A 24,585-nucleotide genomic window follows, 5' to 3' on the forward strand; every position below is an offset into this window, starting at 1 on the left:
TATATTGGGGAAAACCGCATGCAAGCATCTCTTCGTCATTCATTTCGTCATTTCGTTTTAACACGTCTGCCATTGCTGGCGGCAGTGATGATGGCGATGAGCTTGCTGACGGCCTGCGGTTTTGCCCTGCGTGGCCCGGTCGCTTTGCCTTTTAAAAGCATCTACATAGGCATGCCAGAAAGTTCGTCACTTGGTGGTGAACTGCGCAGGCAGATTCGTGCCAATGGGCAAACGCAGATCATGGCCAATGCCGCCGATGCACAAGTCATTCTCGAAGTGATGGGCGAAACCAGGGACAAGCAAATCCTGTCGCTGAACAGCCAGGGTCGCGTGCGTGAATACAACCTGATCTATAACTTCCGTTTCCGCTTGCGCGACAATGTCGGCAAGGAATACCTGGAACCGGTAGATATCCAGCTCAAGCGCAATATCAGTTTTAATGAAACCCAGGTATTGGCAAAAGAGGCGGAAGAAGTCTTGTTGTACCGCGATATGCAAAGTGACCTGGTGCAGCAAATCATGCGCAGGCTGGCCGTTGTAAAGATGGACGACTGATATGCAATTGCGCTTTGATGCCCTGGATGGCCATCTGGCGAAAACACTGGCGCCACTGTATGTGATCACCAGTGATGAGCATTTGCTGGCGCTGGAAGCGGCGGACAAAATACGCCGCACCGCAAAAGCACAGGGTTTTTACGAGCGCGAAATCCTGACGGTGGAGCGCAGTTTCAAATGGGGCGCCTTGCTGGCAGCGAATCAGTCGCAATCGCTGTTTGGTGACAAAAAACTCATCGACTTGCGCATCCCCACCGGCAAACCCGGCAAGGATGGTGGCCAGGCCTTGCAGGAATATGTGACGAATCTGTCGCCCGATAACCTGACCCTGATCACGCTGCCCAAACTGGACTGGGCAAGCCAAAAAGCTGCCTGGGTAAGCAGCCTGCAACAGGCGGCGGTGTATATTGATATTCCGCTGGTAGAACGCAGTCAGTTACCAAACTGGATCAGTCTGCGCTTATCAGCCCAGCAACAAATGGCAGACCGGCAAAGCCTGGATTTTATTGCTGACAGGGTAGAAGGCAATTTATTGGCCGCCCATCAGGAAATCCAGAAACTGGCTTTGTTGCACCCGGCAGGCAAGCTGAGTTTTGAACAGATTCATGATGCAGTGTTGAATGTGGCACGCTACGATGTCTTCAAGCTGAATGAGGCCATGCTGGCAGGCGATGTCGCCCGTCTGGTGCGTATGCTGAATGGCCTGAAAGGCGAGGGCGAAGCCCTGCCATTGGTATTGTGGGCGATGGCAGAAGAAATACGCACACTGTTGAAATTGAAATCAGGCATGCAACAGGGGCGGCCCTTGTCAGCTTTGTTGAAGGAATACCGCATCTGGGGCCCGCGTGAAAGATTGATGGACCCGGCCTTGCGCAGGGTCAGTCTGACGACTTTGCAAGGCGCACTACAAGAAGCCTCGCAAGTCGACAAGATGGTCAAGGGTTTGCGCGCCAGGGCTTTTGCAGGCGACCCCTGGGATGCGCTTTTGCAATTGGGCCTGAAAGTGGCACGCGCCGCCTGATCTCGGTTCAGGATGAATCAAAAAAATAGTTTTGCCGCACCCACGATCTGGGCTCGGTCAGAAATCAACGTGATCAGCGTTTTTCATGTTTCCCCGGCGCCTTACTCAGGTGCTGCGAATGAACAGAATTATCCCGCGCTTTGCTGACGCGGCTTATCAATAAACTCTAAGGGTGCATGTGCATCCCGCCATTGATGATTATGGATATCAAGCAATATATGAAGGACCTCGGCGTCCGTGCCCGCGCAGCCTCGCGCGCCATGGCCAAAGCCGATACCGCTGCAAAAAACCAGGCCTTGTCGCTGATCGCTGCCGCTATCCGTCGCGAAGCACCGGTTTTGCGTGCAGCCAATGAACTTGATCTGGCTGCCGCCAAAGCCGCAGGCATGGAAGCGGCCATGCTTGACCGCCTGACTTTATCTGACAAGGCTATCGCCACCATGGCTGAAGGCCTGGAGCAGATCGTCAGTCTGGCTGACCCGATAGGCGAAATCTCAAACATGAAGTACCGTCCCACCGGCATACAGGTCGGGCAAATGCGCGTGCCTTTGGGCGTCATCGGTATTATTTATGAAGCACGCCCGAATGTGACTGTAGACGCTGCCGGTTTGTGCATCAAAAGCGGCAATGCCACCATCCTGCGGGGTGGTTCAGAAGCCATCCATTGCAACCAGGCTTTGGCAAAACTGGTCAAGGAGGGGCTGGCAGGCGCAGGTTTGCCTGCCGATGCAGTGCAGATCGTGGAAACCACAGACCGCGCAGCCGTAGGCGAACTGATTACCATGCCAGAATATGTGGATGTCATCGTGCCACGCGGTGGCAAGGGCCTGATTGCCCGCCTGATGCAGGAAGCCACCGTGCCCATGATCAAGCATCTTGATGGCATCTGCCATGTGTATATCGATGACAAGGCTGACTTGGAGAAAGCCGTCAACATTGCCTTCAATGCCAAATGCCATCGCTATGGCACCTGCAATACCATGGAAACCTTATTGGTAGCGCAAGGCATTGCAGCCGAGGTGTTGCCAGCAGTTGCCGAATTGTATGCAGGCAAGCAGGTTGAATTGCGTTGTGATGATGCCGCTGCCGCGATCCTGGCAGGTTATCCTCATCTGGCTAAAGCCACAGAAGAAGACTGGGGCACTGAATACCTGGCAGCGATACTGGCCATCAAGGTCGTCGCCGATATGGATGAAGCCATTACCCATATCAATGACTATTCGTCCAAACATACTGAGGCTATCATCACTGAAGATTACAGCCGGGCCATGCGCTTTTTGCGTGAAGTGGATTCCGCATCTGTGATGGTGAATGCGTCCACCCGTTTTGCTGATGGTTTTGAATATGGCCTGGGTGCCGAGATTGGTATCTCCAATGACAAATTGCACGCACGCGGCCCGGTTGGCCTGGAAGGTTTGACGTCCTTGAAATATGTGGTTTTTGGTCACGGCGAAGTACGTCAATAATAATGAAGATTCAATAAAGAAAGTTCATCATGCTCTGGGTTAAAGCTTTTCATATCTTGTTTGTCATGTCCTGGTTTGCAGGTTTGTTTTACCTGCCGCGCATTCTCGTCAATCTGGCCATGGAAAGCCATGCGGCAGCGACCGAGCGCCTGCTATTGATGGCGCGCAAGCTATATCGTTTCATGACGATACTGGCAGTGCTTGCCTTGGTCTTTGGTCTGTGGCTGTGGCAAGGTTATGGCATAGGCAAGGGGCCGGGCAATGGCTGGTTGCATGCCAAACTGGCCTTCGTCATTTTGCTGATCGGTTATCACCATGCTTGCGGCAGTTTATTGAAGAAATTCGAGAAGGGTGTTAACAAGCGCAGCCATGTCTGGTTCCGCTGGTTTAATGAAGTGCCGGTAATTTTGTTGCTGGCGGTATTGATATTGGTCGTCGTCAAACCCTTTTGAATTTGCATGGCGATAGCAGTAGATGCATTTGCTGATGCGAATCAGCGTGTATCAAATTTGTGAGCGTTTGCTTGCATTTGGCGGTGAAAATTTTTCACCATAGTTTTTTACAACGGATAAAAGGTTCCCCATGACACGTTATTCTTATTTTTGCCCATGCCCACGCGGCCTGGAAATTGCCCTGGCTGAAGAGCTCGGTGAAATCGCCGCCCTGGATAAAACCATGACGGTCCATAACCAGGTACCAGGCGGCGTGCATTGCTCAGGCAGCCTGCATGATGGCTGGCGCATCAACCTGCATTCACGCATTGCATCGCGTGTGTTGATGCGCATGGCGCATTCTGGCTACACCAATGAAAACGATATTTACGACCTGGTGCTGGATCAGCCCTGGGAAGACTGGTTTGGTTATCACCACACCATCCGTGTTGACGTCACGGCAGTCAAGTCACCGTTGAAAAGCCTGGACTTTGCCACGCTTAAAATCAAGGATGCGATCTGTGACCGTTTCCGTGACCAGTTCACCCAGCGCCCTTCGGTCAACACCAAGAACCCTGACATGCGTATCGTCGGTTTCATGGATGCACGCAATTTCACGGTGTATCTGGATATCTCAGGCGAGCCCTTGTTCAAACGTGGCTGGCGCATGGAGACCGGTGATGCACCTTTGCGTGAAAATCTGGCAGCAGGCTTGTTGCGCACCGCTGGCTGGAAACCGGGTACGCCTTTGTTTGACCCCATGTGTGGTTCCGGCACCATCCTCATTGAAGCAGCGCAAATCCTGGCAGGCATACCACCTGGCCTGAAACGTGACTTCGCTTTCGAGAAAATGCATCAGTTTGATGAAGATGCCTGGGCACAGATCAAGGCCAGCGCCAAGCCACATCCTCTGCCTGCTGAACCAACAATTTTTGGCAGCGATATTTCTGGCGACATGATCGTCATGACACGCAATAACCTGAACAAGGCGGGCATACGTTTTGACGTGCCACTGAAGCAGATAGAAGCGCAGGAAATCAAGGCACCAACGACAGAGCCAGGCGTCTTGCTGACCAACCCGCCATACGGCGAACGTATCGGTGTGCGCGGTGACAGCAGCATGGAAGAAGATGATATGGCCAAAGACTTCTTCAGCGCTTTCAGTACCACGCTCAAACAGCGTTTCGCTGGCTGGAGTGTATTCCTGTTTACTGCTGACCTGGGTTTGCCAAAAATGTTGCGCCTGAAAGAATCGCGCAAGACGCCGTTCTTCAATGGCGCACTTGAATGCCGGCTGTTCCGCTTTGATATGGTGGCAGGTTTCAACCGCAGGGAAGAAGCCAAGCCCAAAGATATTGCTGAATAATTTTCACGCGGCGCGTCACTCAGCTTCAGACAAAACGGCCAGGTCCAAGCAGACCTGGCCGTTTTGCTTTAGGCTTACTGGTATTGTGCTAATTTGCAAAAAAGTGGAGTTACTCTGATGTCACAACAAGCAACAGCAAAACAATTGAATCTGAAAGATCCTTCGCTGCTGCGCAGCCAGGCGTATATCAATGGCGCATGGGTCAATGCCACCGGCACTTTTGAAGTGAACAATCCGTCTACACTGGCGATCATCGCTACCGTGCCAAACATGGGCGCAAGCGATACCGAAGCCGCTATTGCCGCTGCGCAAGCAGCGTTTCCGGCGTGGGCGGCAAAGACGGGTAAGGAACGCGCTGGCCTCATGCGCAAATGGTTTGATCTGATGATAGCCAATGCGGATGACCTGGCCGCCATCATGACGGCAGAGCAGGGCAAACCACTGGCAGAAGCCAAGGGCGAGGTCATCTATGGGGCCAGCTTCATAGAATGGTTTGCTGAAGAAGCCAAACGGGTTTCCGGCGATGTCATGGCGTCGACATGGACAGACAAGCGCATGGTGGTATTGAAGCAGCCCATAGGTGTGTGTGCATCGATTACCCCGTGGAATTTCCCGATAGCAATGATCACACGTAAAGTCGCGCCTGCCGTGGCAGCCGGTTGTTCCATCGTGATCAAGCCGGCAGAGCAGACACCTTTGTCGGCGCTGGCGATGGCAGAACTGGCGCATCGCGCGGGTATTCCGGCAGGCATCATCAATATTATTACGGCAGATTCTGAACAATCCATCGCAGTGGGTAAAGTGTTGTGCGACAGCCCTGTGGTGCGTCATTTGTCTTTCACCGGTTCGACACCCGTTGGTCGCATTCTCATGCGCCAGTCAGCCCAGACCGTGAAGAAAATGGCACTGGAACTGGGCGGGCATGCGCCTTTCATCGTTTTTGAAGATGCCGACCTCGAAGCCGCCGTTGAGGGCGCCTTGTTGTCGAAGTTCCGCAATGCCGGACAGACTTGCGTCTGCACCAACCGTTTTTATGCGCATGAATCGATTTACGATGCGTTTGTTGAAAAGCTGGCTGCCGGTGCCAAAAAGATCAAGGTTGGTGACGGCTTTGCCGAAGGCGTTAATCAGGGGCCGATGATCGATGAGCAAGCCGTTGCCAAAGTCGCAGAGCATGTGGCTGACGCCTTGAAACAGGGGGCTACTTTGCTCACTGGTGGCAAACAAGATGCGGCTGGAGCACTTTTTTATGAACCAACTGTGCTGTCCAATGTCACATCAGGCATGCTGGTCATGAATGAAGAAACTTTTGGCCCGGTTGCTGCTGTGGTCAGGTTCAAAACCGAAGAAGAAGTTATCGCTGCGGCCAATAATACGGATTTTGGTCTGGCTTCTTATTTTTATTCACGCGATATTGGCCGTGTCTGGCGTGTCGCTGAAAAACTGGAATATGGCATGGTCGGTATCAATACCGGCCTGATATCAAATGAAGTGGCACCGTTCGGTGGTGTCAAGCAATCCGGTCTGGGGCGCGAAGGTTCCAGCTACGGCATGGATGAATATCTGGAAATGAAGTACCTGTGCATGGGCGGCATCTGATGTAAGCCCTCCAATTGTTTGTCCAAGCCCAATCAGTCGCTAGCGGCTGATTGGGGTGAAAGCTGAATCCGCTAATGACCTCTGCAATCAAGATCAGTAATGCTGGCCTGGCAACTTTGCTTGCCGCGCTGGCGATGCTGGGCCCGTTTTCTATCGATACTTACCTGCCTGCTTTCCCCAATATCCAGGCAACGATACATGCCACCTCACTGGAAGTACAGCAAACCCTGACGGCGTATATGCTGTCGTTTGCTGTCATGACCTTGTGGCATGGTGCCCTGTCGGACGCATTCGGGCGGCGCAATGTGATCTTGATCGCACTGGCAGTGTTTGCTGTTGCCAGTTTTGGTTGCGCATCTGCGCATAGCATTCACTACTTGTGGGGTTTCCGCATCCTGCAAGGTGTTTCAGCCGGTGCTGGCATGGTGGTAGGGCGAGCGATCATCCGTGATCTCTATGCAGGCGCACCTGCTGAACGGCTCTTGTCGCTGGTGACCATGATTTTTTCCATTGCCCCGGCGATTGCGCCTATTCTGGGTGGCTGGGTAGTCAGTTTTGCCAGCTGGCGTGCGATTTTCCTTTTGTTGTTTGGCTATACCATCCTGTTATGGTGGGCCTGTTACCGTTATTTGCCTGAATCCCTGCCCAAAGAAAGTCGTCAGCCCTTCAGTGCCGAGTTTTTATGGAGCAGTTATAGAAAGGTCTTCAAGTCTCCCCTGTTCCACTTAAAGGCAGGCACGATCGCGTTTAATTTTGCTGGATTGTTCCTGTATGTATCTGCAGCACCTGCTTTCATTACCCAGCACCTGAAACTGGGGCCGGACCAGTTTGGCTGGCAATTTGTACCGTCAGTGGGAGGTATCTTCCTCGGTGCACTGGCGGCTAATCGCCTGGCCGGGAAAATGACGGTCTGGAAGCAAGTCAACATCGGGTTTTGCTTTTTGCTCGGTGCGGCGTCGTTTAATGTGGTATTTCACTATTTTTCGCCACCCGTGTTACTGTGGTCAGTGATGCCCTTGTTTTTTTATACATTCGGTATGTCACTGGTTGCACCAGGGGCAACCTTACTGGTATTGGACCTGTTTCCTACCATACGCGGTATTGTCGCCTCTTGCCAGTCAGCGACAGTCACCATGCTTGGGGCCGTCATTGCAGGTGTCGTTGCACCAGCACTGGATCATTCAGTGTTGACACTGGCTTTAGGGCAACTTGCATGTGCTGGCATTGCCGCTATGATGTGGTATACGGGGCGCGCCTACTGGCGTGCCATGACTGCGCAAAAACCTAATGCATGGGAGGCCATAGAGTAGTTCAATACGTAAAAATAAGTAAATTTCGAGTCAGTTACTTGAAATGTAGATCAAGCACCATATATAATTGGTGCTTTGCAGCAAATTGTTAAATGTCATCTGGTATTGCTTTAAATATGGATGGCTACAATTTGTTTTGCATATGCAAATAAGATTTCCATCGTGTCCTTTTATTGCGAACTTGTCTAAAGTGTCGCTTTCTGGATATGCCGAATTCATCAAGTTGTCACTTTTCGCAGGTATCGTGCCGCTTGTCATTGGATCTCTTACCGATTCAAGGCTGTAAAACACCTGTAATTCTGTTTTTGCCGTGCTTGAAATAAAATTGGTAAAAACTCAACATTCATTTTTGGATACTAGATAATGAAAAAATCATTCCTTGCACTCGCTCTGATGAGTGCTTTCTCCGGCGTAGCTTTTGCTCAATCTTCCGTCACGGTCTATGGTATCGCTGATGCTGGCTTCCAAAGCCTGGATAACGGCACACCTGCTGGTCGCTTCAACAAAATCCAGAGCGGTCAGGAAAACGGTTCCCGTCTCGGCTTCAAAGGTACTGAAGATCTGGGCGGCGGTCTGAAAGCCAATTTCGTTTTGGAAATGGGCCTGAATATCGATGACGGTAGCTCTGCTCAAGGTCGTACATTTGGTCGTCGTTCCACAGTTGGCCTGTCTGGCGATTTCGGTGCTGTTGATCTGGGCCGTGACAAGACACCAACTTTCAAATTCTTCGACAACTTTGATCCGTTTGCATCCGGCTTTATCAACAGCGGCAATGGTTTGTCCAATTTGTACTTCATCGGTGGCACAGCGACAGTTGCTGGTGTTAACGCCAACTCCGGCGGCCGTGCAAGTAACGCAATCTACTACTACACACCAGCTAACCTGGGTGGTTTCTCCGCTGTTGGCGAATATGGCTTCGGCGAAGCAGCTGGCGACAATTCTGCTGGCCGCACATTGGGCTTGAACCTGCGTTACAACGCTGATGGCCTGGATGTAGCTTACTCTTTCGTTAAAGATAATGGCCAAGCTGCTGCTAACGGTCCTATCAATGCACGTAAAGGTAACACTTTGGCTGTTGCCTATGATTTCGGCGTAGCTAAACCAGTGTTTATCTATCAAAAAGTGAGCGACGACGCTGCTCTGCCTGTTGATCAAAAGATCTTCTCCCTGGGTGTAACAGTGCCGTTTGATCCAAGCAACAAAATTTTGGCTACTTTCACCAAGATCAAGGATTCCACTCTGATCGCTGCTAATTCTTCGGCAACAGTGGGCGATGCCAAGCAATTCGCTATCGGTTATCAGTACACATTCTCCAAGCGTACTGACCTGTACACAGCATTTGCAAGCACAACCCAAGATGCAAATTCTCAAAAAGTTGGCGCAGCTGTTAAAGGCGCAGACGTAAAAGAATTGACAGTTGGTATTCGTCACCAGTTCTAAATTGATTTTCATTAATCGGGCTATAGCCCGGTTGGTGTGAATGCGGAAGAGGCGCTATCGTCAAGGTAGCGCCTCTTTTATTTTACCCTCAGGTGTTGACGGATCTTGGCGCTGCGTTAGTTGATAGGTGCAGCAAAATCCTTATATTCCTGTCAGGCCGGGCAGGGTTTGTTACAATGCTTGCATACTTAGTTCAACAGGGCAGTATCATGAAAACCACTTCAAAAGCTACCTCCATATTGATTTCCTCCATGTTTGGCCTGTTCGTTGCCTTACCAGCGATGGCACAGACGCCACCACCTGCAAAAATTGATCCCGTTCCCCCAAGGCTGGAAAAACTGGAAGAAGGCCCGGCTGAGTCAGGTGTTGCGGTAGGCGCCAAGCCAGAGGCAAAAAATAAAACCACTGAAAAACGCAATAACGGCGGTAAAGTGACTGAAGTCCAGGTCAAATCCGGCAAGAGCAATTATGTCGTCAAGGCCAATCCTGAGTATGGCAATGCCCCTAAAGGTACCGTGCAGGGTGATGCCAATCGTGGCGCTCAGTGGAGCATACTTGAATTCGGCGGCAAGAAAGAAGTGAAGGAAGGCAATCCTCCTGATGTTCTGGCACCTGCACCAGTCAAACCGGCATCTGCCAGTTCTTCCGCAAGCAAATAAATATTCCCTCCGTTTCAGCTTCTAATTTTTAAATAACATGGCAGTTTTTACACCGGTAACACTGGAAGACCTTGGCCCCTGGATGACGCAATTTCCGCTAGGCCGGGCACTTGGAATCAAGGGCATTGCATCAGGAATTGAAAACAGCAATTTCTTTATTCAAACTGAAGCCGGTGAATTCGTTTTGACGATTTTCGAAAACCTGAATTTCGAACAATTGCCGTTTTACCTGAAATTGATGCGTCACCTGGCAGATCATGATGTACTCGTGCCAGCACCGATAGCCAATGACCAGGGCGAGTTGGTGGTGGCCCTGCATGGCAAACCTGCAGCCATTGTCAGCAAGCTGGAAGGCCATTCGCAGATGGCGCCTCAAGCCGTGCATTGTGCCGCGGTAGGCGCCATGCTTGCCCGCATGCACGTGACAGCGAAAGATTTCAGCATACGGCAGCCCAATTTGCGCTCGCTGGACTGGTGGCACGAGACTACGCCTAAGGTGTTACCTTTCCTGTCCGATGAACTACAACATCTGTTGCGCGCAGAGGTACATTTTCAGGATGCCTTTGACAGCACGCCGATCTACAAGGCCTTGCCGCATGGCCCTGTGCATGCTGACCTGTTCCGTAATAATGTCATGTTTGATGGCGAACGGTTGACAGGCTTTTTTGATTTCTATTTTGCCGGTTGCGATACCTGGCTGTTCGATGTGGCAGTGACCGTCAATGACTGGTGTATTGAAGTAGCAACGGGCGTGCTGGATGAAGAGCGCGTTGCGGCCTTGCTCAATGCCTACCACGCAGTGCGCCCGTTTACTGCGGAAGAGGCCATCGCATGGCCAGTGATGTTGCGCGCGGCGGCATTGCGTTTCTGGTTATCTCGCCTGTATGATTTTTATCAGCCGCGTGATGCTGAAATGCTGACGCCGCATGATCCTGCGCATTTCGAACGTATTTTACGCATGCGTGAATCCGATCGCGTACCGCCATTGCCTGTCAATAAATGAAAACAGTAGATGCAAGAACAGGCTGGACCTGGGTGACCCGCGGTTTTGCGCTATTCCGGCAACGACCCACAGAGCTGGTCAGTTTGTTTTTCTTATGGATGATGCTGACCCAATTACTGAAGTTCATTCCTGTTGCCGGGCAATTCCTCAGTTTGTTTCTGTTCCCTCTATTTTCAGTTGGACTTATGCAAGCCTGTCTGCTGGTTGAAAATGAACAAAAAATAACGCCCAACTTACTTTTTATTGGTTTTAAGTCTCATAACAAAGTCACTTTGCTCGGATCGGGTGCGATCCGTATATTGGCCATATTGATTGCAAGTTTGCTGTCTGATGCACTGGCTGATGGAGAGGTTGAAGCCTTTGTAAAAATTCTCCAAAATGCCGGGCCTGTAGATACGAATGCGTTGCAAGAAGCCCTTCCCTTCAAAGCCATCTTGTTTTTTGTACTGATCTACCTTCCATTTGCAATGTCATTTTGGTATAGCGTTCCGTTGATTGTGTGGCAACGAATGCCGCTGATGAAATCCATGTTCTATAGTTTCTTTGCCGTACTCCATTCTTGGAAGGCGTTCATCGTCTATGTTCTTGGCCTGTATGGAGTGATTATATTAGTCAGCCCGTTCGCAATCATCTTTGCTCAAATAAACATATATGTTGCGGCACTCATGCTTGCAGCACTTTCATTTCTTGTTTTTGTTGTAGCTTTTTGCTCTTCTTATCCGACTTACACAGATATCTTTGGCAAGCCGGATGAAGAAGCTCAGTCTGCTGCCTGATGTTCTGAAGCCAGATCCAGGTCTTCGATAATTTCAAAGCTATGGGTCATGGTGGCGGTTTTCTCCAGCATGATGGAGGCTGAACAGTATTTTTCATGCGACAGCTTGATCGCGCGTTCTACCAGGCTTGCCTTCAACTGGCGGCCACGGACGATGAAGTGGAAATTGATCTTCGTGAATACCTTGGGTTCAGTCTCTGCTCTTTCAGCCGTCAGTTTGACTTCACAGCCGCGTATATCCTGCTTGCCCTTGCGCAAAATCAAGACCACGTCATAGGCACTACAGCCACCTGTGCCCAGCAACACCATTTCCATCGGCCTTGGTGCCAGGTTGCGGCCACCGCCATCGGGTGCACCATCCATCAGCACGGCATGGCCTGAGCCGGTTTCGGCCAAAAACGACATTCCTGATAATCCCGTCCAACTTACAGTTGCTTCCATTTGCCCTCCATGAGCTTGATGTGAATCTGTTACAGATTGTAGCGCATCGCGCAAAAACGCGATTTTTCTAAAAATCCCGATAAATTTACCTTGCACTGCACAATTTCTTATCCTATTATTGACTCATCGGTTAGTTAATTGTGTTTTTGACTCTTAACGACCTCGCAATTGTCTCCTCCACCTACTCCTTTGGTGGATTCAACCCGAAGCCAGTCTTTGGGTTTTTTTTTGCTTTTCGCCTCAGGAACTGCACAAAAATTAAACAATCCTTGCACTAAGTCTTTGAAAATACTATAATTTCCGACTCTCTGTTAGCCCAAGGGAGAGTTACAAGGACGAGTCTGGTGATTTTCAATGCCAGAACCACCAAAGAACACAGATTATTATTGGGCGTTTCCAACTTTTATTAGGATTCAACATGAAAACCTTTTCCGCTAAGGGCCATGAGGTTCAGCGCGACTGGTTCGTGATTGACGCGACAGACAAGATACTCGGACGTGTTGCCAGCGAAGTGGCACTCCGTTTACGCGGCAAACATAAACCAGAATTTACACCACACGTAGACACAGGCGATTTTATCGTTGTTGTCAATGCAGGCAAATTGCGTGTGACTGGTACTAAAGCACTCAACAAAACATACTATCGCCACACTGGTTATCCAGGCGGTATCTATGAAACAAATTTCCAGAAAATGCAAGAGCGTTTTCCAGGTCGTGCACTCGAGAAAGCTGTTAAAGGCATGTTGCCTAAAGGCCCACTCGGCTATGCAATGATCAAGAAGCTGAAAGTTTATGCAGATGCAACACATCCGCACGCAGCTCAGCAACCACAAGTACTCGACATCTAAGGATTAGCCATGATCGGTAATTACAACTACGGAACTGGCCGTCGCAAGAGCGCAGTTGCTCGCGTATTCCTGAAATCCGGCAGCGGCAAGATCGTTGTCAACGGCAAACCAGCTAACGAGTATTTCTCTCGTGAAACTGGCCTGATGGTTATCCGTCAACCACTGGAACTGACTAATAATCTCGAAACTTTCGATATTATGGTTAACGTCCATGGCGGCGGCGAATCTGGCCAGTCTGGCGCAGTTCGTCACGGTATCACTCGTGCCCTGATCGACTATGATGCAGCTTTGAAACCTGAATTGTCAAAAGCTGGCTTCGTTACTCGTGATGCTCGCGAAGTTGAACGTAAAAAAGTTGGTCTGCGCAAAGCACGTCGCGCAAAGCAATTCTCCAAGCGTTAATTTTTTCTCGCTGGTACAGAAAAGCCGCCTGGATGGGCGGCTTTTTTGCTTATGGGAATGCATGGCAGAATACTGTAACGAGTTTTATCACGTTAGCATCACCAAAGTCGTCTGCTGTTAGAATAGCGTCAAAATTTCTTGCAAGGAACGAACATGATCAAAATAGGCATCGTCGGTGGTACAGGTTATACAGGCGTAGAGTTATTGCGCATTCTGGCCACACATCCCCAGGCGCAAATTACTGCAATCACCTCTCGCAAGGAAGATGGATTGCCGGTTGCTGAAATGTACCCTTCCTTGCGCGGTCGCGTTGATATCGCATTTTCTGCGCCGGACAAAGCCAATCTGAAAGAATGTGATGTTGTGTTCTTTGCGACTCCGCATGGTGTCGCGATGGCACAGGCCCCTGAATTGCTGGCTGCCGGTGTCAAGGTCATTGACCTGGCCGCTGATTTCCGCATGAAAAATGTGGCTGAATTTGAAAAATGGTATGGCATACCGCATACTTGTACCGACCTGCTTGATGAAGCCGTCTATGGCCTGCCAGAACTGAATCGTGCAGCGATCAAAAGTGCACGCCTGATCGGCAACCCGGGTTGTTACCCCACCACCATGCAATTGGGTTATTACCCCTTGCTCAAGGCAGGCATCGTCGATGCCAGTGATTTGATTGCCGATTGCAAATCCGGTGTTTCCGGTGCTGGCAGAAAAGCCGAACTGGGCCTGCTGTTTTCAGAGGTCAGCGATTCCTTCAAGGCCTATGGTGTCGCAGGACACAGGCATACGCCAGAAACCGTAGAGCAATTGCAGCGCATGAGCCAACAGGATATCGGCCTGGTTTTCACGCCGCATCTGGTGCCGATGATACGTGGCATGCATTCGACCCTGTATGCGCGCCTGAACACAGAAATCAGTAACGAAGATTTGCAGGCCTTATTTGAAAATGCCTATCAGGATGAAGCTTTTGTCGATGTGCTGCCATTCGGCTCACATCCCGAAACCCGTTCTACCCGCGCTTCAAATATGCTGCGCCTGGCACTGCACCGGCCAAACAATGGCAAAACCGTCATCGTACTGGTCGTGCAGGACAATTTGGTGAAAGGCGCTTCCGGCCAGGCCGTGCAATGTATGAACCTGATGTTTGGCCTGGATGAAACAACCGGATTGATGCACGTCCCGGTTTTACCATGATGACATGAGTAAGTCCAAACTTTCCAAACGGCGCTATCTGGCGCCAAAAATGACGATTACCAGCGAGCAGTCATGGCCTTTTAAAATCGCTGTGGCTGGTATCGTTATCGGTATTGCTGCCGTTGTTGCCTGGTGGACTTATGACCTGGGCAAGAGCTTTGCCTTTGGTTCCAAGATCAGTGGCGAGCAGGCTGAATTGCTGAACAAAAAGATAGAAGAACTGACTGCCGAGCGCGATAAACTGTCGCTCAGCGCCAATACCATAGAAAGCAAGGTCAATATCGACCGCTCTACGCAAAAAGAGCTCACTGATCAGATCAAGGCCCTGACCACAGAAAACCTCAAGTTAAAGGATGACCTGGCTTTCTTTGAAAGTCTGTCACCTTCCGCTGTCGGGGCAGAAGGCATCTCGCTGCAAAATTTCAAGGTGGAAATGTTGGCACCAGGTCAACTGCGGTATCGCGCCCTCGTCATGCAGGGAGGCAAAACCGGACGGGATTTCAATGGGGAAATGCAATTTAACCTGAACTTGGTACAAGCGGGTAAACCTGCTACGATGCTGTTTCCCGATCCTAAAACGGGCGATGCTGGCAAGTTGAAATTATCATTCCGGCATTATCAAAGACTGGAAGGAACGATTTCCTTACCAGAGGGAGCATCGGTCAAAGGTGTACAGGCCAAAGTGTTAGCGAATGGCCAGATCCGTGCTCAGCAAACGGTGAATTTATAAACCTCGCAAAGAAACTGCTGCGACAGAAACTATTTTACGCTGCGGATTCTGGCTCTTTCCCTGATTGAGGATGCAAGAATGTTTAATCGAAAAACCAAAAGCACCATAGACAGCCTGATAGGCGCAACCACCGTGATTGAAGGCGATTTGCGTTTCAAGGGTGGTCTGCGTATTGACGGGCATATACTGGGCAATGTCATCGCTGACCTGGAATCATCAAGTATGCTGGTTATTTCCGAACAGGCGAAAATAGACGGTGAAGTACGTGCTGCCCATATTGTTGTCAATGGCATCATTAACGGACCGGTATTTTCTTCAGAATTGCTTGAATTGCAACCTAAAGCCAGAATTTCAGGCGATGTCCACTATAAAACCCTGGAAATGCTCAGCGGTGCCGTCGTCTCCGGCAAGCTCAGCCATGACCTGACAGCAGAGCCCATGCTCAAACTTGCAGCGAACAATGCATAGTTTTCTGTGCGGGTCTATAATGATGGTAATCAGTTTGAAGGAGTAATATATGAACGCTGTTGCCGAAATGCCCGCACCGATAATCTTCACCGAAAGCGCCGCTTCCAAAGTGGCGCAATTGATAGAAGAAGAGGGTAACCCAGACCTGAAATTGCGCGTCTTTGTGCAAGGTGGCGGTTGCTCCGGTTTTCAATATGGTTTCACTTTTGATGAAATCACCAATGAAGATGATACGACCATGACCAAGAATGGCGTCCATTTGCTGATCGATTCCATGAGCTACCAATACTTGGTTGGCGCAGAAATCGATTACAAGGATGACCTCGAAGGCGCACAGTTCGTCATCAAGAACCCGAATGCAACAACCACTTGTGGTTGCGGTTCTTCATTCTCAGCATAATCTTCGTTGATTTGCCTGAAAAAGGACGCTGTGGCGTCCTTTTGTTTTTTTGATGCCTGATGTTGTATGTAAAATCAGAATTAATTGTTACAGTTTACAGGGTCTTGATAAATTGCTTATCAAATGATTTCCTGTAAGATTCCGCCCTCTGGTATTTTAATTAATTTGGCAAGGCGGTTCGATATGACAACTAAACTGGCATTGATCCTGGTATCCCTTTCACTCACGATGGCGACAGCCGTACATGCAGGCGAAGGTGAGTTAAGCAAATCAGAACGCCGCCAGTACAACGCCATGCTCAAGGCAATTGATGGTAATGACGGCGCTGCCGTAGAAAAGCTCATCAAGGACAAGATCAAGCTGGACTTGCAAGAGGACAGCCGTGCCGCTCCCACCTTCATGACACAGGCGGCATTGAAGGGTAACAATGACATCATCCTGGCCTTGCTCAAAGCTGGCGCCAGCATAGAATCTACCAATGGTGATGGGCATACACCTTTATTTTGCGCCGTGATGTCAGACAAGCTGGAAACAGTCCAGCTTTTGATCAGCAAAAAAGCTGACGTGAATGCTACCGCACCTAATGGTGATACACCTTTGTCATGGGCTAAGGGTGTTGCCAGGCCGAACAAGAAAATGATCGATGTTCTGGTCAAGGCCGGGGCCAAATAAATAATTTTTTTGCTGACAGTGCTGGTAATTTTTCACTCTGTAAAGCTGCCTCCTTGACAGATTGTTGTATACAGCACTTCTGCAAGGAGTAATGAAAAGTATTTGCGGCAATTTCTCAGAACAATTCATCACAAGACATGGAAAGCTGATTACACTCCTTGAATCAACAGGAGCCAGCATGGAAGCATCACTCGCCATATCTTCACGCCAGCAAGACCTTGTGCGCGCACTGCGTCAGCAATTGCCTGCGCATTGCATTTTGTATGATGAAGAAGATACTCGTCCTTATGAATGTGACGGTCTGGCTGCCTACCGCCAGTTGCCGATGGTGGTGACTTTGCCTGAGAATGAAAGCCAGGTCATCAGCATCATCAATATTTGCCGTGAAAAACAGGTTGCCATCGTGCCGCGTGGTGCCGGCACTGGTTTGTCTGGCGGTGCCATGCCGATTGCTGATGGCCTGGTGCTGTCAACAGCCAAACTCAATAAGATCATCAAAGTCGATGCCTATGCCCGTACCGCCGTAGTGCAGCCGGGCGTGCGTAATCTGGCGATTTCTGAAGCGGTCGCTGCCCATGGTTTGTACTACGCACCTGACCCGTCTTCACAAATCGCCTGCACCATAGGCGGCAATGTGGCAGAAAATTCTGGCGGTGTGCATTGTCTCAAATATGGCTTGACGGTACACAATGTCATGGCCGTACGTGCCATCACCATGGAAGGCGAAGTCATCGAGCTGGGCAGTGGTGCGCTGGATGCGCCTGGCCTGGATTTGCTGGCCGTGTTCATAGGTTCTGAAGGCATGCTCGGTGTCGTCACTGAAGTGACCGTTAAACTTATTCCCAAGCCGCAAACAGCACGCGTCATCATGGCTTCGTTTGATGATGTAGTCAAAGGCGGCAATGCGGTGGCCAGCGTGATTGCCGCAGGCATCATCCCTGCCGGGCTGGAGATGATGGACAAGACCTCTTCACGCATGGTCGAGCCCTTTGTACAGGCAGGTTATGACACCGATGCCGAGGCCATCTTGCTCTGTGAATCAGACGGGACGATAGAAGAAGTCGAAGAAGAAATCGCCCGCATGAGCGCCGTGCTGGAGCAGGCAGGTGCTACCGCACTGGCAGTATCCAGTACCGAAGCAGAGCGCCTGCGTTTCTGGTCTGGCCGCAAGAATGCTTTCCCCGCTGCGGGTCGTATCTCCCCCGATTATTACTGCATGGATGGCACGATACCGCGCAAGCATCTGGCACAAGTCCTGATCGGCATCACCGCCATGGAAGAAAAATATGGCCTGCGTTGCGCTAACGTCTTTCATGCTGGCGATGGCAATCTGCATCCCCTGATTTTATTTGATGCGAATAAAGAAGGTGAGTTTCATAGGGCTGAAGAATTTGGTGCCGAGATACTGGAGCTATGCGTCAAGGTTGGTGGCACGATCACCGGTGAACATGGCGTGGGCATAGAAAAAATCAATTCCATGTGCGTGCAGTTTTCGAGTGAAGAGATTACTGCCTTCCTCGCTTTGAAACGGGCTTTTGATCCGGATGCTTTGTTGAATCCGGATAAAGCCATACCTACTTTGCATCGTTGCGCCGAATACGGTCGCATGCATGTGAAGAAAGGCGTATTGAAATTCCCTGATTTGCCGCGTTTTTAAAGACAGAGGCTAGACTTAATTGGACGATGGCATGCAAACGACGCTAGATAATTTTCGTGATCGCATATTGGCTGCAAGCGCCAGTAGGACAGCGCTGCAGATACAGGGCGGTGGCAGCAAGCAATGGTATGGGCAGGAAGTGCAGGGTGAAGTACTGGATACCCGCGCCTACAGCGGCATCCTGGCATATGACCCGACTGAGCTGGTACTGACCGCCCGCAGCGGCACGCCGCTGACAGAAATAGAAACCGCCCTGGCAGCACAAAATCAGATGCTGGCATTTGAGCCGCCGCACTGGGGTACTGGTGCCACGATAGGTGGTGTCGTGGCTGCGGGTTTGTCTGGCCCACGGCGGCCTGCCGTCGGTAGCGTGCGTGATTTCGTACTCGGTGTCAGCCTCATGAATGGGCAAGGGCAAATACTGGAATTTGGTGGCCAGGTCATGAAGAATGTCGCTGGTTATGATGTCTCGCGCTTGCTTACCGGTTCCATGGGTTGCCTGGGTTTGCTGCTGGATATTTCCGTCAAGGTCTTGCCACGTCCCTTTGCTGAAACCACCCTGGTGTTTGCCCTGTCAGAAGCGGATGCACTGACGCGTTTGAATCAGTGGGCAGGCCAGGCTTTGCCCATCTCAGCCAGTTGCTGGCATGTAGGCCGCCTGATGTTGCGCCTGTCCGGTGCAGAGGCCGCAGTGCGCGCCGCCAAGACCAGACTGGGTGGTGAAGAAATGCAGGATGCCACGGCTTTCTGGACAGCTTTGCGTGAGCAGACCCTGGATTTTTTCCAGCAGGAAGAAGAACACGGTCTGTGGCGCTTGTCGCTGCCATCCACCAGCCCGGCTTTGAAGCTGACTGGCAAAACCATGATCGAATGGGGTGGGGCGCAGCGCTGGCTTTACAGCACTGAGAAACCAGAACTGATACGCCTGACAGCATTGGCTGCCGGTGGCCATGCGACATTGTTCCGCGGCGGTGACAAGAGTATAAGCGTGTTTACCCCCCTGTCTCCACCTATAGAAAAGATACACAGACGCCTGAAGAATACTTTTGACCCTGCCGGTATATTCAACCCCGGTCGCATGTACAAAGGCTGGTAAAGATAATGCAAACCAATCTCGCTGATTTCATCAAAGACACACGCGAAGGCAAAGAGGCTGAAGATATTCTGCGCAAGTGTGTGCATTGCGGATTTTGTACAGCCACCTGCCCGACGTATCAATTACTCGGCGATGAACTTGATGGCCCGCGTGGCCGCATCTATCTCATCAAGCAGGTATTGGAAGGCAAGCCTGCTACAGTGAAAACCCAGCAACATCTGGACCGTTGCCTGACTTGCCGCAATTGTGAAACCACCTGCCCATCCGGCGTGCAATATGGTCGCCTGGTTGATATAGGCCGCCAGGTCGTCGAAAAGCAGGTAGGCCGCCCGTTTTTCCAAAAGCTCAATCGCGCCGCGCTCAAAGCAGTGTTGCCACGCAAATGGATATTCAATCCCGCGATGAAGCTGGGGCAAAGCCTGCGCGCAGTCTTGCCGAGGTCCTTGCAAAATAAAGTGCCAGTCGCGCAAGATGCAGGCATCTGGCCGCAAACTGAACACACGCGCAAGATGCTCTTGCTTGACGGTTGCGTGCAACCTGCCATGTCGCCAAATATCAATGCCGCCACGGCCAGGGTGCTTGATGCCATGGGCGTGCAATTGCAGATTGCTCCCAAAGCCGGTTGCTGCGGTGCCATACGCTATCATTTGAATGAGCATGAAGATGGCCTTAACGACATGCGTCAGAATATCGATGCCTGGTGGCCTTATGTGGAGGCTGGTGCAGAAGCCATCGTCATGACCGCCTCTGGCTGCGGTGCTACGGTAAAAGAGTATGGGCATCTGCTGGCGCATGATGCAGCCTATGCAGGCAAGGCTGGAAAGATATCCATGCTGACCCGTGACCTTAGTGAAATCCTGCCAGAATTCCAGCCGCAACTGGTACAGCGCCTGCAAGGCAAACTGAGCAAGCGCATCGCCTGGCACCCGCCGTGCACCCTGCAACACGGCCAGCAGATACGCGGCAAGGTCGAAGGCCTGTTGACAGCCATCGGTGTCGATGTGAAGCTGTGTGCCGACAGCCATTTATGCTGCGGTTCAGCTGGTACTTATTCTGTCCTGCAACCCAAGCTCTCTTATCAATTGCGCGATAATAAATTACGCAATCTGGAAGCGACGGAGGCAGAGATGATCTTGTCGGCGAATATAGGTTGCCTCACGCATTTGCAATCAGGCACAGAATTGTCGGTGCAGCACTGGATAGAACTCCTAGACAGGGCATTGCAGGACTCTGCGGTAAGTCAGGATTTGCCTGAATCGGGCAGCACATCAATTGCTTTAAATAAAACTGAGAAAACCGAGTGATGCATGTCCAGCCAGCGTGTACTTCTTAGCGAATGCAGACATCCACAGCAAAGTGTGCTGATGCCCGAGGTAGTGCATGCAGCCTATTATCGCGATTCGTACAGAGTTGAGCCTGCTCATCGCGAACTGACAGTCAGCGATGCATTTCACGCGATTTTCATGCACAGACCAACATGGATGAAGTTCATCATGCTGGGCCGTAATTATTTGGTGTCCCTCTTTGGAGTCGTCGTGCCAGCCAAGGCAGAAATCATGCATCCACGCATGCGATCAGATTACCAAGTGGGTGAAAAGATAGGCGCATGGCCTATCTTTTATTTAAGTTCAGAAGAACTGGTTGCGGGGCGTGATAACAGCCATCTGGATTTCAGGCTTTCCATCGTGCGGGTCGAAGAGGGGCAGGCCATCTCTATCGTGGTATCGACGGTCTGCCTGGTGCACAACTGGTTTGGGCGGGGTTATACACAGCTGATACGCCCTTTTCATCGCTGGGGTGTAAAGTACCTGATACGGCGGGCAATACTGGCAGGACGCTTGTGAGCCGAAATGATTTGAGATGTTATCCAAAGATACTTGTCATTACTCAGCCAGTAATTTTTCTATATCTGCAAGTTAATAAGTGGCTAAACCCAAAACAGAACTGTAAACATCAAGGGGATAGTCAACAATGGAATGAACATTGCAATGCTTTGTCGACCTTTTATCGCAATCAGATAGGAAGATATCGCTATTAAGATAAAAATGCCTAGCCATGCAGGAAGCAAAAAAGAATAAAAGTAGTCAGCGTTATTATTGTTTCCCGCACCCGCCGCACCGAAAACTCCAATAATGAAACCCGCGATACCATTAGCGAGCAGTCGAACAGTTACATTAAAAAGAGGCTTGAAAAGGGGCATGTACTTAATGATCAATGGCTTTAATTAACCAATTGAGCTTATTTTTTTGAGCGCTGTCATACCTGGAGTTTTTAAAGTATGCATTTGAAGTACCATGCATACTACGTCAATGATTTCACTGAAAACAATACGATGGTTATGCCTTAGACCTCCAACAGCTTTTCTATATCATCCAGCAAATCCTTAGGTGGAGTCTGTGGCGCATAACGCTTGAAGACAGTGCCATCTTTCTTGATGAGGAATTTTGTAAAATTCCATTTGATTGCCTTGCTGCCCAATAAACCCGGCGCTTCGTTTTTAAGATACTGAAAAAGTGGATGGGCCTTGTCGCCATTGACATCGATTTTGTCAAACAAGGGGAAAGTCACACCGTAATTTTTTTCACAGAAAGCACCGATCTCGTCAGCAGAGCCAGGCTCCTGGTGACCAAACTGATTGCAGGGAAAACCCAGTACTTCCGCGCCTTTGTCCTTGAATTGCTGGTACACCGCTTCCAGCCCCTTGTATTGCGGTGTGAACCCGCAATTGCTGGCGGTGTTCACAATCAGCAATACCTTGCCTGCATACTGCTTCAGGTCAACGGGGCTGCCTTGCAGGTTGTTGGCTGTGAAATCAAGCGCGCTCATACTATCCCCAGGTGTTTGGTACCCGCAGTCAGGTCACGGTCTTTCGCGTCTTTACCCTGCAACATGATGGCCAGTCGCAATTCATTGACAGAGTCGGCGTTACGCAAGGCGTCTTCATAAGTGATCTGGTCAGCTTCATGCAGGTCAAACAGCGACTGATCGAAAGTCTGCATGCCCAGCTCACGTGATTTCTTCATGATCTCTTTGATTTCATGTACCTGACCCTTGAAGATCAGGTCAGAAATCAAAGGGGTGTTGAGCAAGATTTCAACCGCAGCAGCCCGGCCTTTACGACCTTTGAGCGGGATCAGGCGCTGGGAAATAACCGCCTTCAGATTCAGTGACAAATCCATCAGCAACTGGGCACGGCGTTCTTCAGGGAAAAAGTTGATCATGCGGTCCAGCGCCTGGTTGGCGCTGTTGGCATGCAGGGTTGCCAGACACAAGTGACCGGTTTCTGCAAAGGCAATCGCAAAATCCATGGTTTCACGGTCACGAATCTCACCAATCTGGATGACATCAGGTGCCTGACGCAAAGAGTTTTTGAGTGCAGCACCCCAGTCTTGCGTATCAATGCCAATTTCACGCTGGGTAACGATGCAATTCATGTGCGGGTGCACATATTCAATCGGGTCTTCGACCGTGATGATATGGCCATAGCTGTTCGAATTGCGATAACCAACCATGGCAGCCAGCGTGGTTGATTTACCGGAACCGGTCGCACCCACCATGATCACCAGACCGCGCTTGGTCATGACAACTTCTTTGAGGTTTTGCGGCAAGCCCAGATCTTCCAGTTTCGGGATGGCAGTGGTAATGGTACGCAGTACGAGACCAACCCGGCCCTGTTGCATGAAGGCGGAAACGCGGAAACGTCCCATGCCAGCAGGGTTAATCGCAAAATTACATTCTTTTGATGATTCAAATTCTGCCGCCTGTTTGTCATTCATGATTGCGCGCGCCAGATCGACGGTATGCGCAGGTGACAAAGGCTGGTTTGATACGGGTGTTACCTTGCCGTCAATTTTGAAAGCAGGGGGAAATTCAGCTGTGATAAATAAGTCAGAGCCATTTTTGCTGAGCATGAGCCTTAACAGGTCATGCATGAATTTGGTAGCCTGGTCGCGTTCCATGTTCTGTGTTTCCTATCTGCTCAATTAGCCTGGGAAGTTATCTGGAATTTTCGAGGCAAAGCGGGCAGCACTGACAGAAATCACATTGCGGCGTACCAGCTCGGTCAGGTTCTGATCCAGTGTCTGCATGCCGACATTGCTGCCGGTTTGTATGGCTGAATACATTTGCGCAATTTTGGCTTCACGTATCAGGTTACGTATCGCCGGCGTGCCTATCATGATTTCATGCGCTGCTACACGGCCGGAACCATCCTTGGTCTTGAGCAGGGTTTGCGAAATAACTGCCTGCAAGGATTCGGACAGCATCGAACGCACCATTTCTTTTTCTTCTGCCGGGAAAACGTCGACAATACGATCGATGGTTTTAGCGGCTGAGGAAGTATGCAGGGTGCCGAACACCAAGTGACCGGTTTCTGCGGCTGTCAGTGCCAGGCGTATGGTTTCCAGATCACGTAACTCACCGACCAGGATAGCATCAGGATCTTCACGCAGTGCAGAACGCAAGGCGGCGTTAAACGACATGGTATGCGGGCCGACTTCGCGCTGGTTGATCAGGCATTTTTTGGATTCATGCACGAATTCGATAGGGTCTTCCACTGTGAGGATATGACCATACTCATTTTCATTGAGGTGATTCACCATCGCCGCCAGCGTCGTGGATTTACCAGAACCGGTAGGCCCTGTGACCAGTACCAGGCCACGGGGTTTTAAAGCCAGGTCTGCAAAAATCTTGGGTGTATTCAATTGTTCCAGCGACAGAATCTTCGACGGAATGGTACGCATGACCGCTGCCGGGCCGCGTTCCTGATTAAAAGCATTCACACGGAAGCGCGCCAGCCCGGGGATAGAGAAGGAAAAATCGCATTCCAGCGTTTCTTCATAGGCCTTGCGTTGCGAATCGTTCATGATGTCATAGATCAACTCATGCACATCTTTATGCTCCAGCGGGGGCAAATTGATGCGCCTGACATCGCCATGTACCCGTATCATCGGGGGCAAGCCGGAAGATAAGTGTAAATCGGAGGCATTGTTCTTGACGGAGAACGCCAGCAGTTCTGAAATGTCCATTTATAATTCCGGTAGTGAATATCGCTGTT

General features: G+C 50.5%; 26 protein-coding genes. 22 read left to right on the forward strand and 4 right to left on the reverse strand.

Annotated elements, in window-relative coordinates; genetic code table 11:
- The first annotated feature begins 18 nt into the window (after nucleotides 1-18).
- From lptE to ACO0LH_RS10070, 11 genes are all read left to right on the forward strand, one after another.
- Nucleotides 19-555: an LPS assembly lipoprotein LptE gene (lptE, locus tag ACO0LH_RS10020; protein ID WP_422940927.1), complete on the forward strand. Its 537-nt coding sequence runs from the start codon at nucleotides 19-21 to the stop codon at nucleotides 553-555.
- Nucleotide 556: 1 nt separating this feature from the next.
- Nucleotides 557-1,576 carry a DNA polymerase III subunit delta gene (gene holA, locus ACO0LH_RS10025; RefSeq protein WP_422940928.1) on the forward strand — a complete coding sequence of 340 codons (1,020 nt, stop codon included), beginning with the start codon at nucleotides 557-559 and terminating at the stop codon, nucleotides 1,574-1,576.
- A 200-nt stretch (nucleotides 1,577-1,776) separates the two neighbouring features.
- The gene (locus tag ACO0LH_RS10030) at nucleotides 1,777-3,042 is read left to right on the forward strand and encodes a glutamate-5-semialdehyde dehydrogenase (protein WP_422940929.1); all 1,266 of its coding nucleotides are present in this window, start codon (nucleotides 1,777-1,779) and stop codon (nucleotides 3,040-3,042) included.
- 29 nt (nucleotides 3,043-3,071) lie between these two features.
- Nucleotides 3,072-3,494: a CopD family protein gene (locus ACO0LH_RS10035; protein WP_422940930.1), complete on the forward strand. Its 423-nt coding sequence runs from the start codon at nucleotides 3,072-3,074 to the stop codon at nucleotides 3,492-3,494.
- 130 nt (nucleotides 3,495-3,624) lie between these two features.
- The gene (locus ACO0LH_RS10040) at nucleotides 3,625-4,839 is read left to right on the forward strand and encodes a THUMP domain-containing class I SAM-dependent RNA methyltransferase (RefSeq protein WP_422940931.1); all 1,215 of its coding nucleotides are present in this window, start codon (nucleotides 3,625-3,627) and stop codon (nucleotides 4,837-4,839) included.
- 117 nt (nucleotides 4,840-4,956) lie between these two features.
- On the forward strand, nucleotides 4,957-6,438 hold the full coding sequence (locus ACO0LH_RS10045; RefSeq protein WP_422940932.1) for an NAD-dependent succinate-semialdehyde dehydrogenase: 1,482 nt from the start codon (nucleotides 4,957-4,959) through the stop codon (nucleotides 6,436-6,438).
- Nucleotides 6,439-6,512: 74 nt separating this feature from the next.
- Complete coding sequence (locus ACO0LH_RS10050; protein WP_422940933.1) at nucleotides 6,513-7,748, forward strand: multidrug effflux MFS transporter; 1,236 nt, start codon at nucleotides 6,513-6,515, stop codon at nucleotides 7,746-7,748.
- 363 nt (nucleotides 7,749-8,111) lie between these two features.
- On the forward strand, nucleotides 8,112-9,188 hold the full coding sequence (locus ACO0LH_RS10055) for a porin (RefSeq protein ID WP_422940934.1): 1,077 nt from the start codon (nucleotides 8,112-8,114) through the stop codon (nucleotides 9,186-9,188).
- Between the two features lie 209 nt (nucleotides 9,189-9,397).
- Entirely contained in the window at nucleotides 9,398-9,847 is a 450-nt protein-coding gene (locus tag ACO0LH_RS10060; RefSeq protein WP_422940935.1) for a hypothetical protein, read from the forward strand.
- 37 nt (nucleotides 9,848-9,884) lie between these two features.
- Nucleotides 9,885-10,850, forward strand: coding sequence for a homoserine kinase (locus ACO0LH_RS10065; RefSeq protein ID WP_422940936.1), 966 nt, complete (start codon nucleotides 9,885-9,887; stop codon nucleotides 10,848-10,850).
- A complete protein-coding gene (locus ACO0LH_RS10070; protein WP_422940937.1) occupies nucleotides 10,847-11,626 on the forward strand; it encodes a BPSS1780 family membrane protein in 780 nt (259 codons plus the stop codon). The genes ACO0LH_RS10065 and ACO0LH_RS10070 overlap by 4 nt, the downstream gene beginning before the upstream one ends.
- On the opposite strand, the gene ACO0LH_RS10075 is transcribed toward ACO0LH_RS10070, so the two are convergent.
- Nucleotides 11,611-12,066, reverse strand: a complete 456-nt coding sequence (locus tag ACO0LH_RS10075; RefSeq protein WP_422940938.1) for an OsmC family protein — start codon at nucleotides 12,064-12,066, stop codon at nucleotides 11,611-11,613. The genes ACO0LH_RS10070 and ACO0LH_RS10075 overlap by 16 nt on opposite strands.
- 418 nt (nucleotides 12,067-12,484) lie before the next feature.
- Here ACO0LH_RS10075 and rplM point away from each other — a divergent pair, with 418 nt between their 5' ends.
- From rplM to ACO0LH_RS10130, 11 genes are all read left to right on the forward strand, one after another.
- Nucleotides 12,485-12,913, forward strand: a complete 429-nt coding sequence (gene rplM, locus ACO0LH_RS10080) for a 50S ribosomal protein L13 (protein WP_422940939.1) — start codon at nucleotides 12,485-12,487, stop codon at nucleotides 12,911-12,913.
- A gap of 9 nt (nucleotides 12,914-12,922) precedes the next feature.
- Nucleotides 12,923-13,315: a 30S ribosomal protein S9 gene (rpsI, locus tag ACO0LH_RS10085; RefSeq protein ID WP_110255177.1), complete on the forward strand. Its 393-nt coding sequence runs from the start codon at nucleotides 12,923-12,925 to the stop codon at nucleotides 13,313-13,315.
- A 153-nt stretch (nucleotides 13,316-13,468) separates the two neighbouring features.
- Nucleotides 13,469-14,506: an N-acetyl-gamma-glutamyl-phosphate reductase gene (gene argC, locus ACO0LH_RS10090; RefSeq protein WP_422940940.1), complete on the forward strand. Its 1,038-nt coding sequence runs from the start codon at nucleotides 13,469-13,471 to the stop codon at nucleotides 14,504-14,506.
- Nucleotides 14,507-14,510: 4 nt separating this feature from the next.
- A complete protein-coding gene (locus ACO0LH_RS10095) occupies nucleotides 14,511-15,236 on the forward strand; it encodes a DUF6776 family protein (protein ID WP_422940941.1) in 726 nt (241 codons plus the stop codon).
- Nucleotides 15,237-15,314: 78 nt separating this feature from the next.
- On the forward strand, nucleotides 15,315-15,704 hold the full coding sequence (locus ACO0LH_RS10100; protein WP_422940942.1) for a bactofilin family protein: 390 nt from the start codon (nucleotides 15,315-15,317) through the stop codon (nucleotides 15,702-15,704).
- Nucleotides 15,705-15,753: 49 nt separating this feature from the next.
- The gene (gene erpA, locus ACO0LH_RS10105) at nucleotides 15,754-16,104 is read left to right on the forward strand and encodes an iron-sulfur cluster insertion protein ErpA (RefSeq protein ID WP_422940943.1); all 351 of its coding nucleotides are present in this window, start codon (nucleotides 15,754-15,756) and stop codon (nucleotides 16,102-16,104) included.
- 183 nt (nucleotides 16,105-16,287) lie between these two features.
- Complete coding sequence (locus ACO0LH_RS10110; RefSeq protein ID WP_422940944.1) at nucleotides 16,288-16,776, forward strand: ankyrin repeat domain-containing protein; 489 nt, start codon at nucleotides 16,288-16,290, stop codon at nucleotides 16,774-16,776.
- 178 nt (nucleotides 16,777-16,954) lie between these two features.
- A complete protein-coding gene (locus tag ACO0LH_RS10115) occupies nucleotides 16,955-18,433 on the forward strand; it encodes an FAD-linked oxidase C-terminal domain-containing protein (protein WP_422940945.1) in 1,479 nt (492 codons plus the stop codon).
- A 31-nt stretch (nucleotides 18,434-18,464) separates the two neighbouring features.
- A complete protein-coding gene (gene glcE / locus ACO0LH_RS10120) occupies nucleotides 18,465-19,529 on the forward strand; it encodes a glycolate oxidase subunit GlcE (protein WP_422940946.1) in 1,065 nt (354 codons plus the stop codon).
- A gap of 5 nt (nucleotides 19,530-19,534) precedes the next feature.
- Nucleotides 19,535-20,833 carry a glycolate oxidase subunit GlcF gene (glcF, locus tag ACO0LH_RS10125; RefSeq protein ID WP_422940947.1) on the forward strand — a complete coding sequence of 433 codons (1,299 nt, stop codon included), beginning with the start codon at nucleotides 19,535-19,537 and terminating at the stop codon, nucleotides 20,831-20,833.
- Between the two features lie 3 nt (nucleotides 20,834-20,836).
- Nucleotides 20,837-21,373, forward strand: a complete 537-nt coding sequence (locus tag ACO0LH_RS10130) for a DUF2867 domain-containing protein (RefSeq protein ID WP_422940948.1) — start codon at nucleotides 20,837-20,839, stop codon at nucleotides 21,371-21,373.
- A gap of 499 nt (nucleotides 21,374-21,872) precedes the next feature.
- On the opposite strand, the gene ACO0LH_RS10135 is transcribed toward ACO0LH_RS10130, so the two are convergent.
- From ACO0LH_RS10135 to ACO0LH_RS10145, 3 genes are read right to left on the reverse strand one after another with little or no spacing between them, the layout of a single operon-like run.
- The gene (locus ACO0LH_RS10135) at nucleotides 21,873-22,355 is read right to left on the reverse strand and encodes a glutathione peroxidase (RefSeq protein WP_422940949.1); all 483 of its coding nucleotides are present in this window, start codon (nucleotides 22,353-22,355) and stop codon (nucleotides 21,873-21,875) included.
- Complete coding sequence (locus ACO0LH_RS10140; RefSeq protein ID WP_422940950.1) at nucleotides 22,352-23,488, reverse strand: PilT/PilU family type 4a pilus ATPase; 1,137 nt, start codon at nucleotides 23,486-23,488, stop codon at nucleotides 22,352-22,354. Before ACO0LH_RS10140 ends, ACO0LH_RS10135 begins: the two co-directional genes overlap by 4 nt.
- A gap of 24 nt (nucleotides 23,489-23,512) precedes the next feature.
- Nucleotides 23,513-24,556, reverse strand: coding sequence for a type IV pilus twitching motility protein PilT (locus tag ACO0LH_RS10145; RefSeq protein WP_422940951.1), 1,044 nt, complete (start codon nucleotides 24,554-24,556; stop codon nucleotides 23,513-23,515).
- Nucleotides 24,557-24,585: the final 29 nt, after the last annotated feature.

It is taken from the genome of Undibacterium sp. TJN19 (assembly GCF_049339485.1).
Classification (GTDB): Bacteria; Pseudomonadota; Gammaproteobacteria; order Burkholderiales; family Burkholderiaceae_D; genus Undibacterium.

What these genes read in the sequence shown, in the direction of transcription:
- ACO0LH_RS10075 (WP_422940938.1), bottom strand. Translation starts at nt 12,066, where the DNA reads ATGGAAGCAACTGTAAGTTGGACGGGATTATCAGGAATGTCGTTTTTG.
- rplM (WP_422940939.1), top strand. Translation starts at nt 12,485, where the DNA reads ATGAAAACCTTTTCCGCTAAGGGCCATGAGGTTCAGCGCGACTGGTTC.
- ACO0LH_RS10045 (WP_422940932.1), top strand. Translation starts at nt 4,957, where the DNA reads ATGTCACAACAAGCAACAGCAAAACAATTGAATCTGAAAGATCCTTCG.
- ACO0LH_RS10135 (WP_422940949.1), bottom strand. Translation starts at nt 22,355, where the DNA reads ATGAGCGCGCTTGATTTCACAGCCAACAACCTGCAAGGCAGCCCCGTT.
- ACO0LH_RS10110 (WP_422940944.1), top strand. Translation starts at nt 16,288, where the DNA reads ATGACAACTAAACTGGCATTGATCCTGGTATCCCTTTCACTCACGATG.
- ACO0LH_RS10140 (WP_422940950.1), bottom strand. Translation starts at nt 23,488, where the DNA reads ATGGAACGCGACCAGGCTACCAAATTCATGCATGACCTGTTAAGGCTC.
- ACO0LH_RS10115 (WP_422940945.1), top strand. Translation starts at nt 16,955, where the DNA reads ATGGAAGCATCACTCGCCATATCTTCACGCCAGCAAGACCTTGTGCGC.
- ACO0LH_RS10040 (WP_422940931.1), top strand. Translation starts at nt 3,625, where the DNA reads ATGACACGTTATTCTTATTTTTGCCCATGCCCACGCGGCCTGGAAATT.
- ACO0LH_RS10055 (WP_422940934.1), top strand. Translation starts at nt 8,112, where the DNA reads ATGAAAAAATCATTCCTTGCACTCGCTCTGATGAGTGCTTTCTCCGGC.
- ACO0LH_RS10060 (WP_422940935.1), top strand. Translation starts at nt 9,398, where the DNA reads ATGAAAACCACTTCAAAAGCTACCTCCATATTGATTTCCTCCATGTTT.
- ACO0LH_RS10095 (WP_422940941.1), top strand. Translation starts at nt 14,511, where the DNA reads ATGAGTAAGTCCAAACTTTCCAAACGGCGCTATCTGGCGCCAAAAATG.
- glcF (WP_422940947.1), top strand. Translation starts at nt 19,535, where the DNA reads ATGCAAACCAATCTCGCTGATTTCATCAAAGACACACGCGAAGGCAAA.
- ACO0LH_RS10035 (WP_422940930.1), top strand. Translation starts at nt 3,072, where the DNA reads ATGCTCTGGGTTAAAGCTTTTCATATCTTGTTTGTCATGTCCTGGTTT.
- ACO0LH_RS10145 (WP_422940951.1), bottom strand. Translation starts at nt 24,556, where the DNA reads ATGGACATTTCAGAACTGCTGGCGTTCTCCGTCAAGAACAATGCCTCC.
- glcE (WP_422940946.1), top strand. Translation starts at nt 18,465, where the DNA reads ATGCAAACGACGCTAGATAATTTTCGTGATCGCATATTGGCTGCAAGC.
- erpA (WP_422940943.1), top strand. Translation starts at nt 15,754, where the DNA reads ATGAACGCTGTTGCCGAAATGCCCGCACCGATAATCTTCACCGAAAGC.
- ACO0LH_RS10030 (WP_422940929.1), top strand. Translation starts at nt 1,777, where the DNA reads ATGGATATCAAGCAATATATGAAGGACCTCGGCGTCCGTGCCCGCGCA.
- ACO0LH_RS10130 (WP_422940948.1), top strand. Translation starts at nt 20,837, where the DNA reads ATGTCCAGCCAGCGTGTACTTCTTAGCGAATGCAGACATCCACAGCAA.
- ACO0LH_RS10100 (WP_422940942.1), top strand. Translation starts at nt 15,315, where the DNA reads ATGTTTAATCGAAAAACCAAAAGCACCATAGACAGCCTGATAGGCGCA.
- ACO0LH_RS10050 (WP_422940933.1), top strand. Translation starts at nt 6,513, where the DNA reads ATGACCTCTGCAATCAAGATCAGTAATGCTGGCCTGGCAACTTTGCTT.
- lptE (WP_422940927.1), top strand. Translation starts at nt 19, where the DNA reads ATGCAAGCATCTCTTCGTCATTCATTTCGTCATTTCGTTTTAACACGT.
- argC (WP_422940940.1), top strand. Translation starts at nt 13,469, where the DNA reads ATGATCAAAATAGGCATCGTCGGTGGTACAGGTTATACAGGCGTAGAG.
- ACO0LH_RS10065 (WP_422940936.1), top strand. Translation starts at nt 9,885, where the DNA reads ATGGCAGTTTTTACACCGGTAACACTGGAAGACCTTGGCCCCTGGATG.
- ACO0LH_RS10070 (WP_422940937.1), top strand. Translation starts at nt 10,847, where the DNA reads ATGAAAACAGTAGATGCAAGAACAGGCTGGACCTGGGTGACCCGCGGT.
- holA (WP_422940928.1), top strand. Translation starts at nt 557, where the DNA reads ATGCAATTGCGCTTTGATGCCCTGGATGGCCATCTGGCGAAAACACTG.
- rpsI (WP_110255177.1), top strand. Translation starts at nt 12,923, where the DNA reads ATGATCGGTAATTACAACTACGGAACTGGCCGTCGCAAGAGCGCAGTT.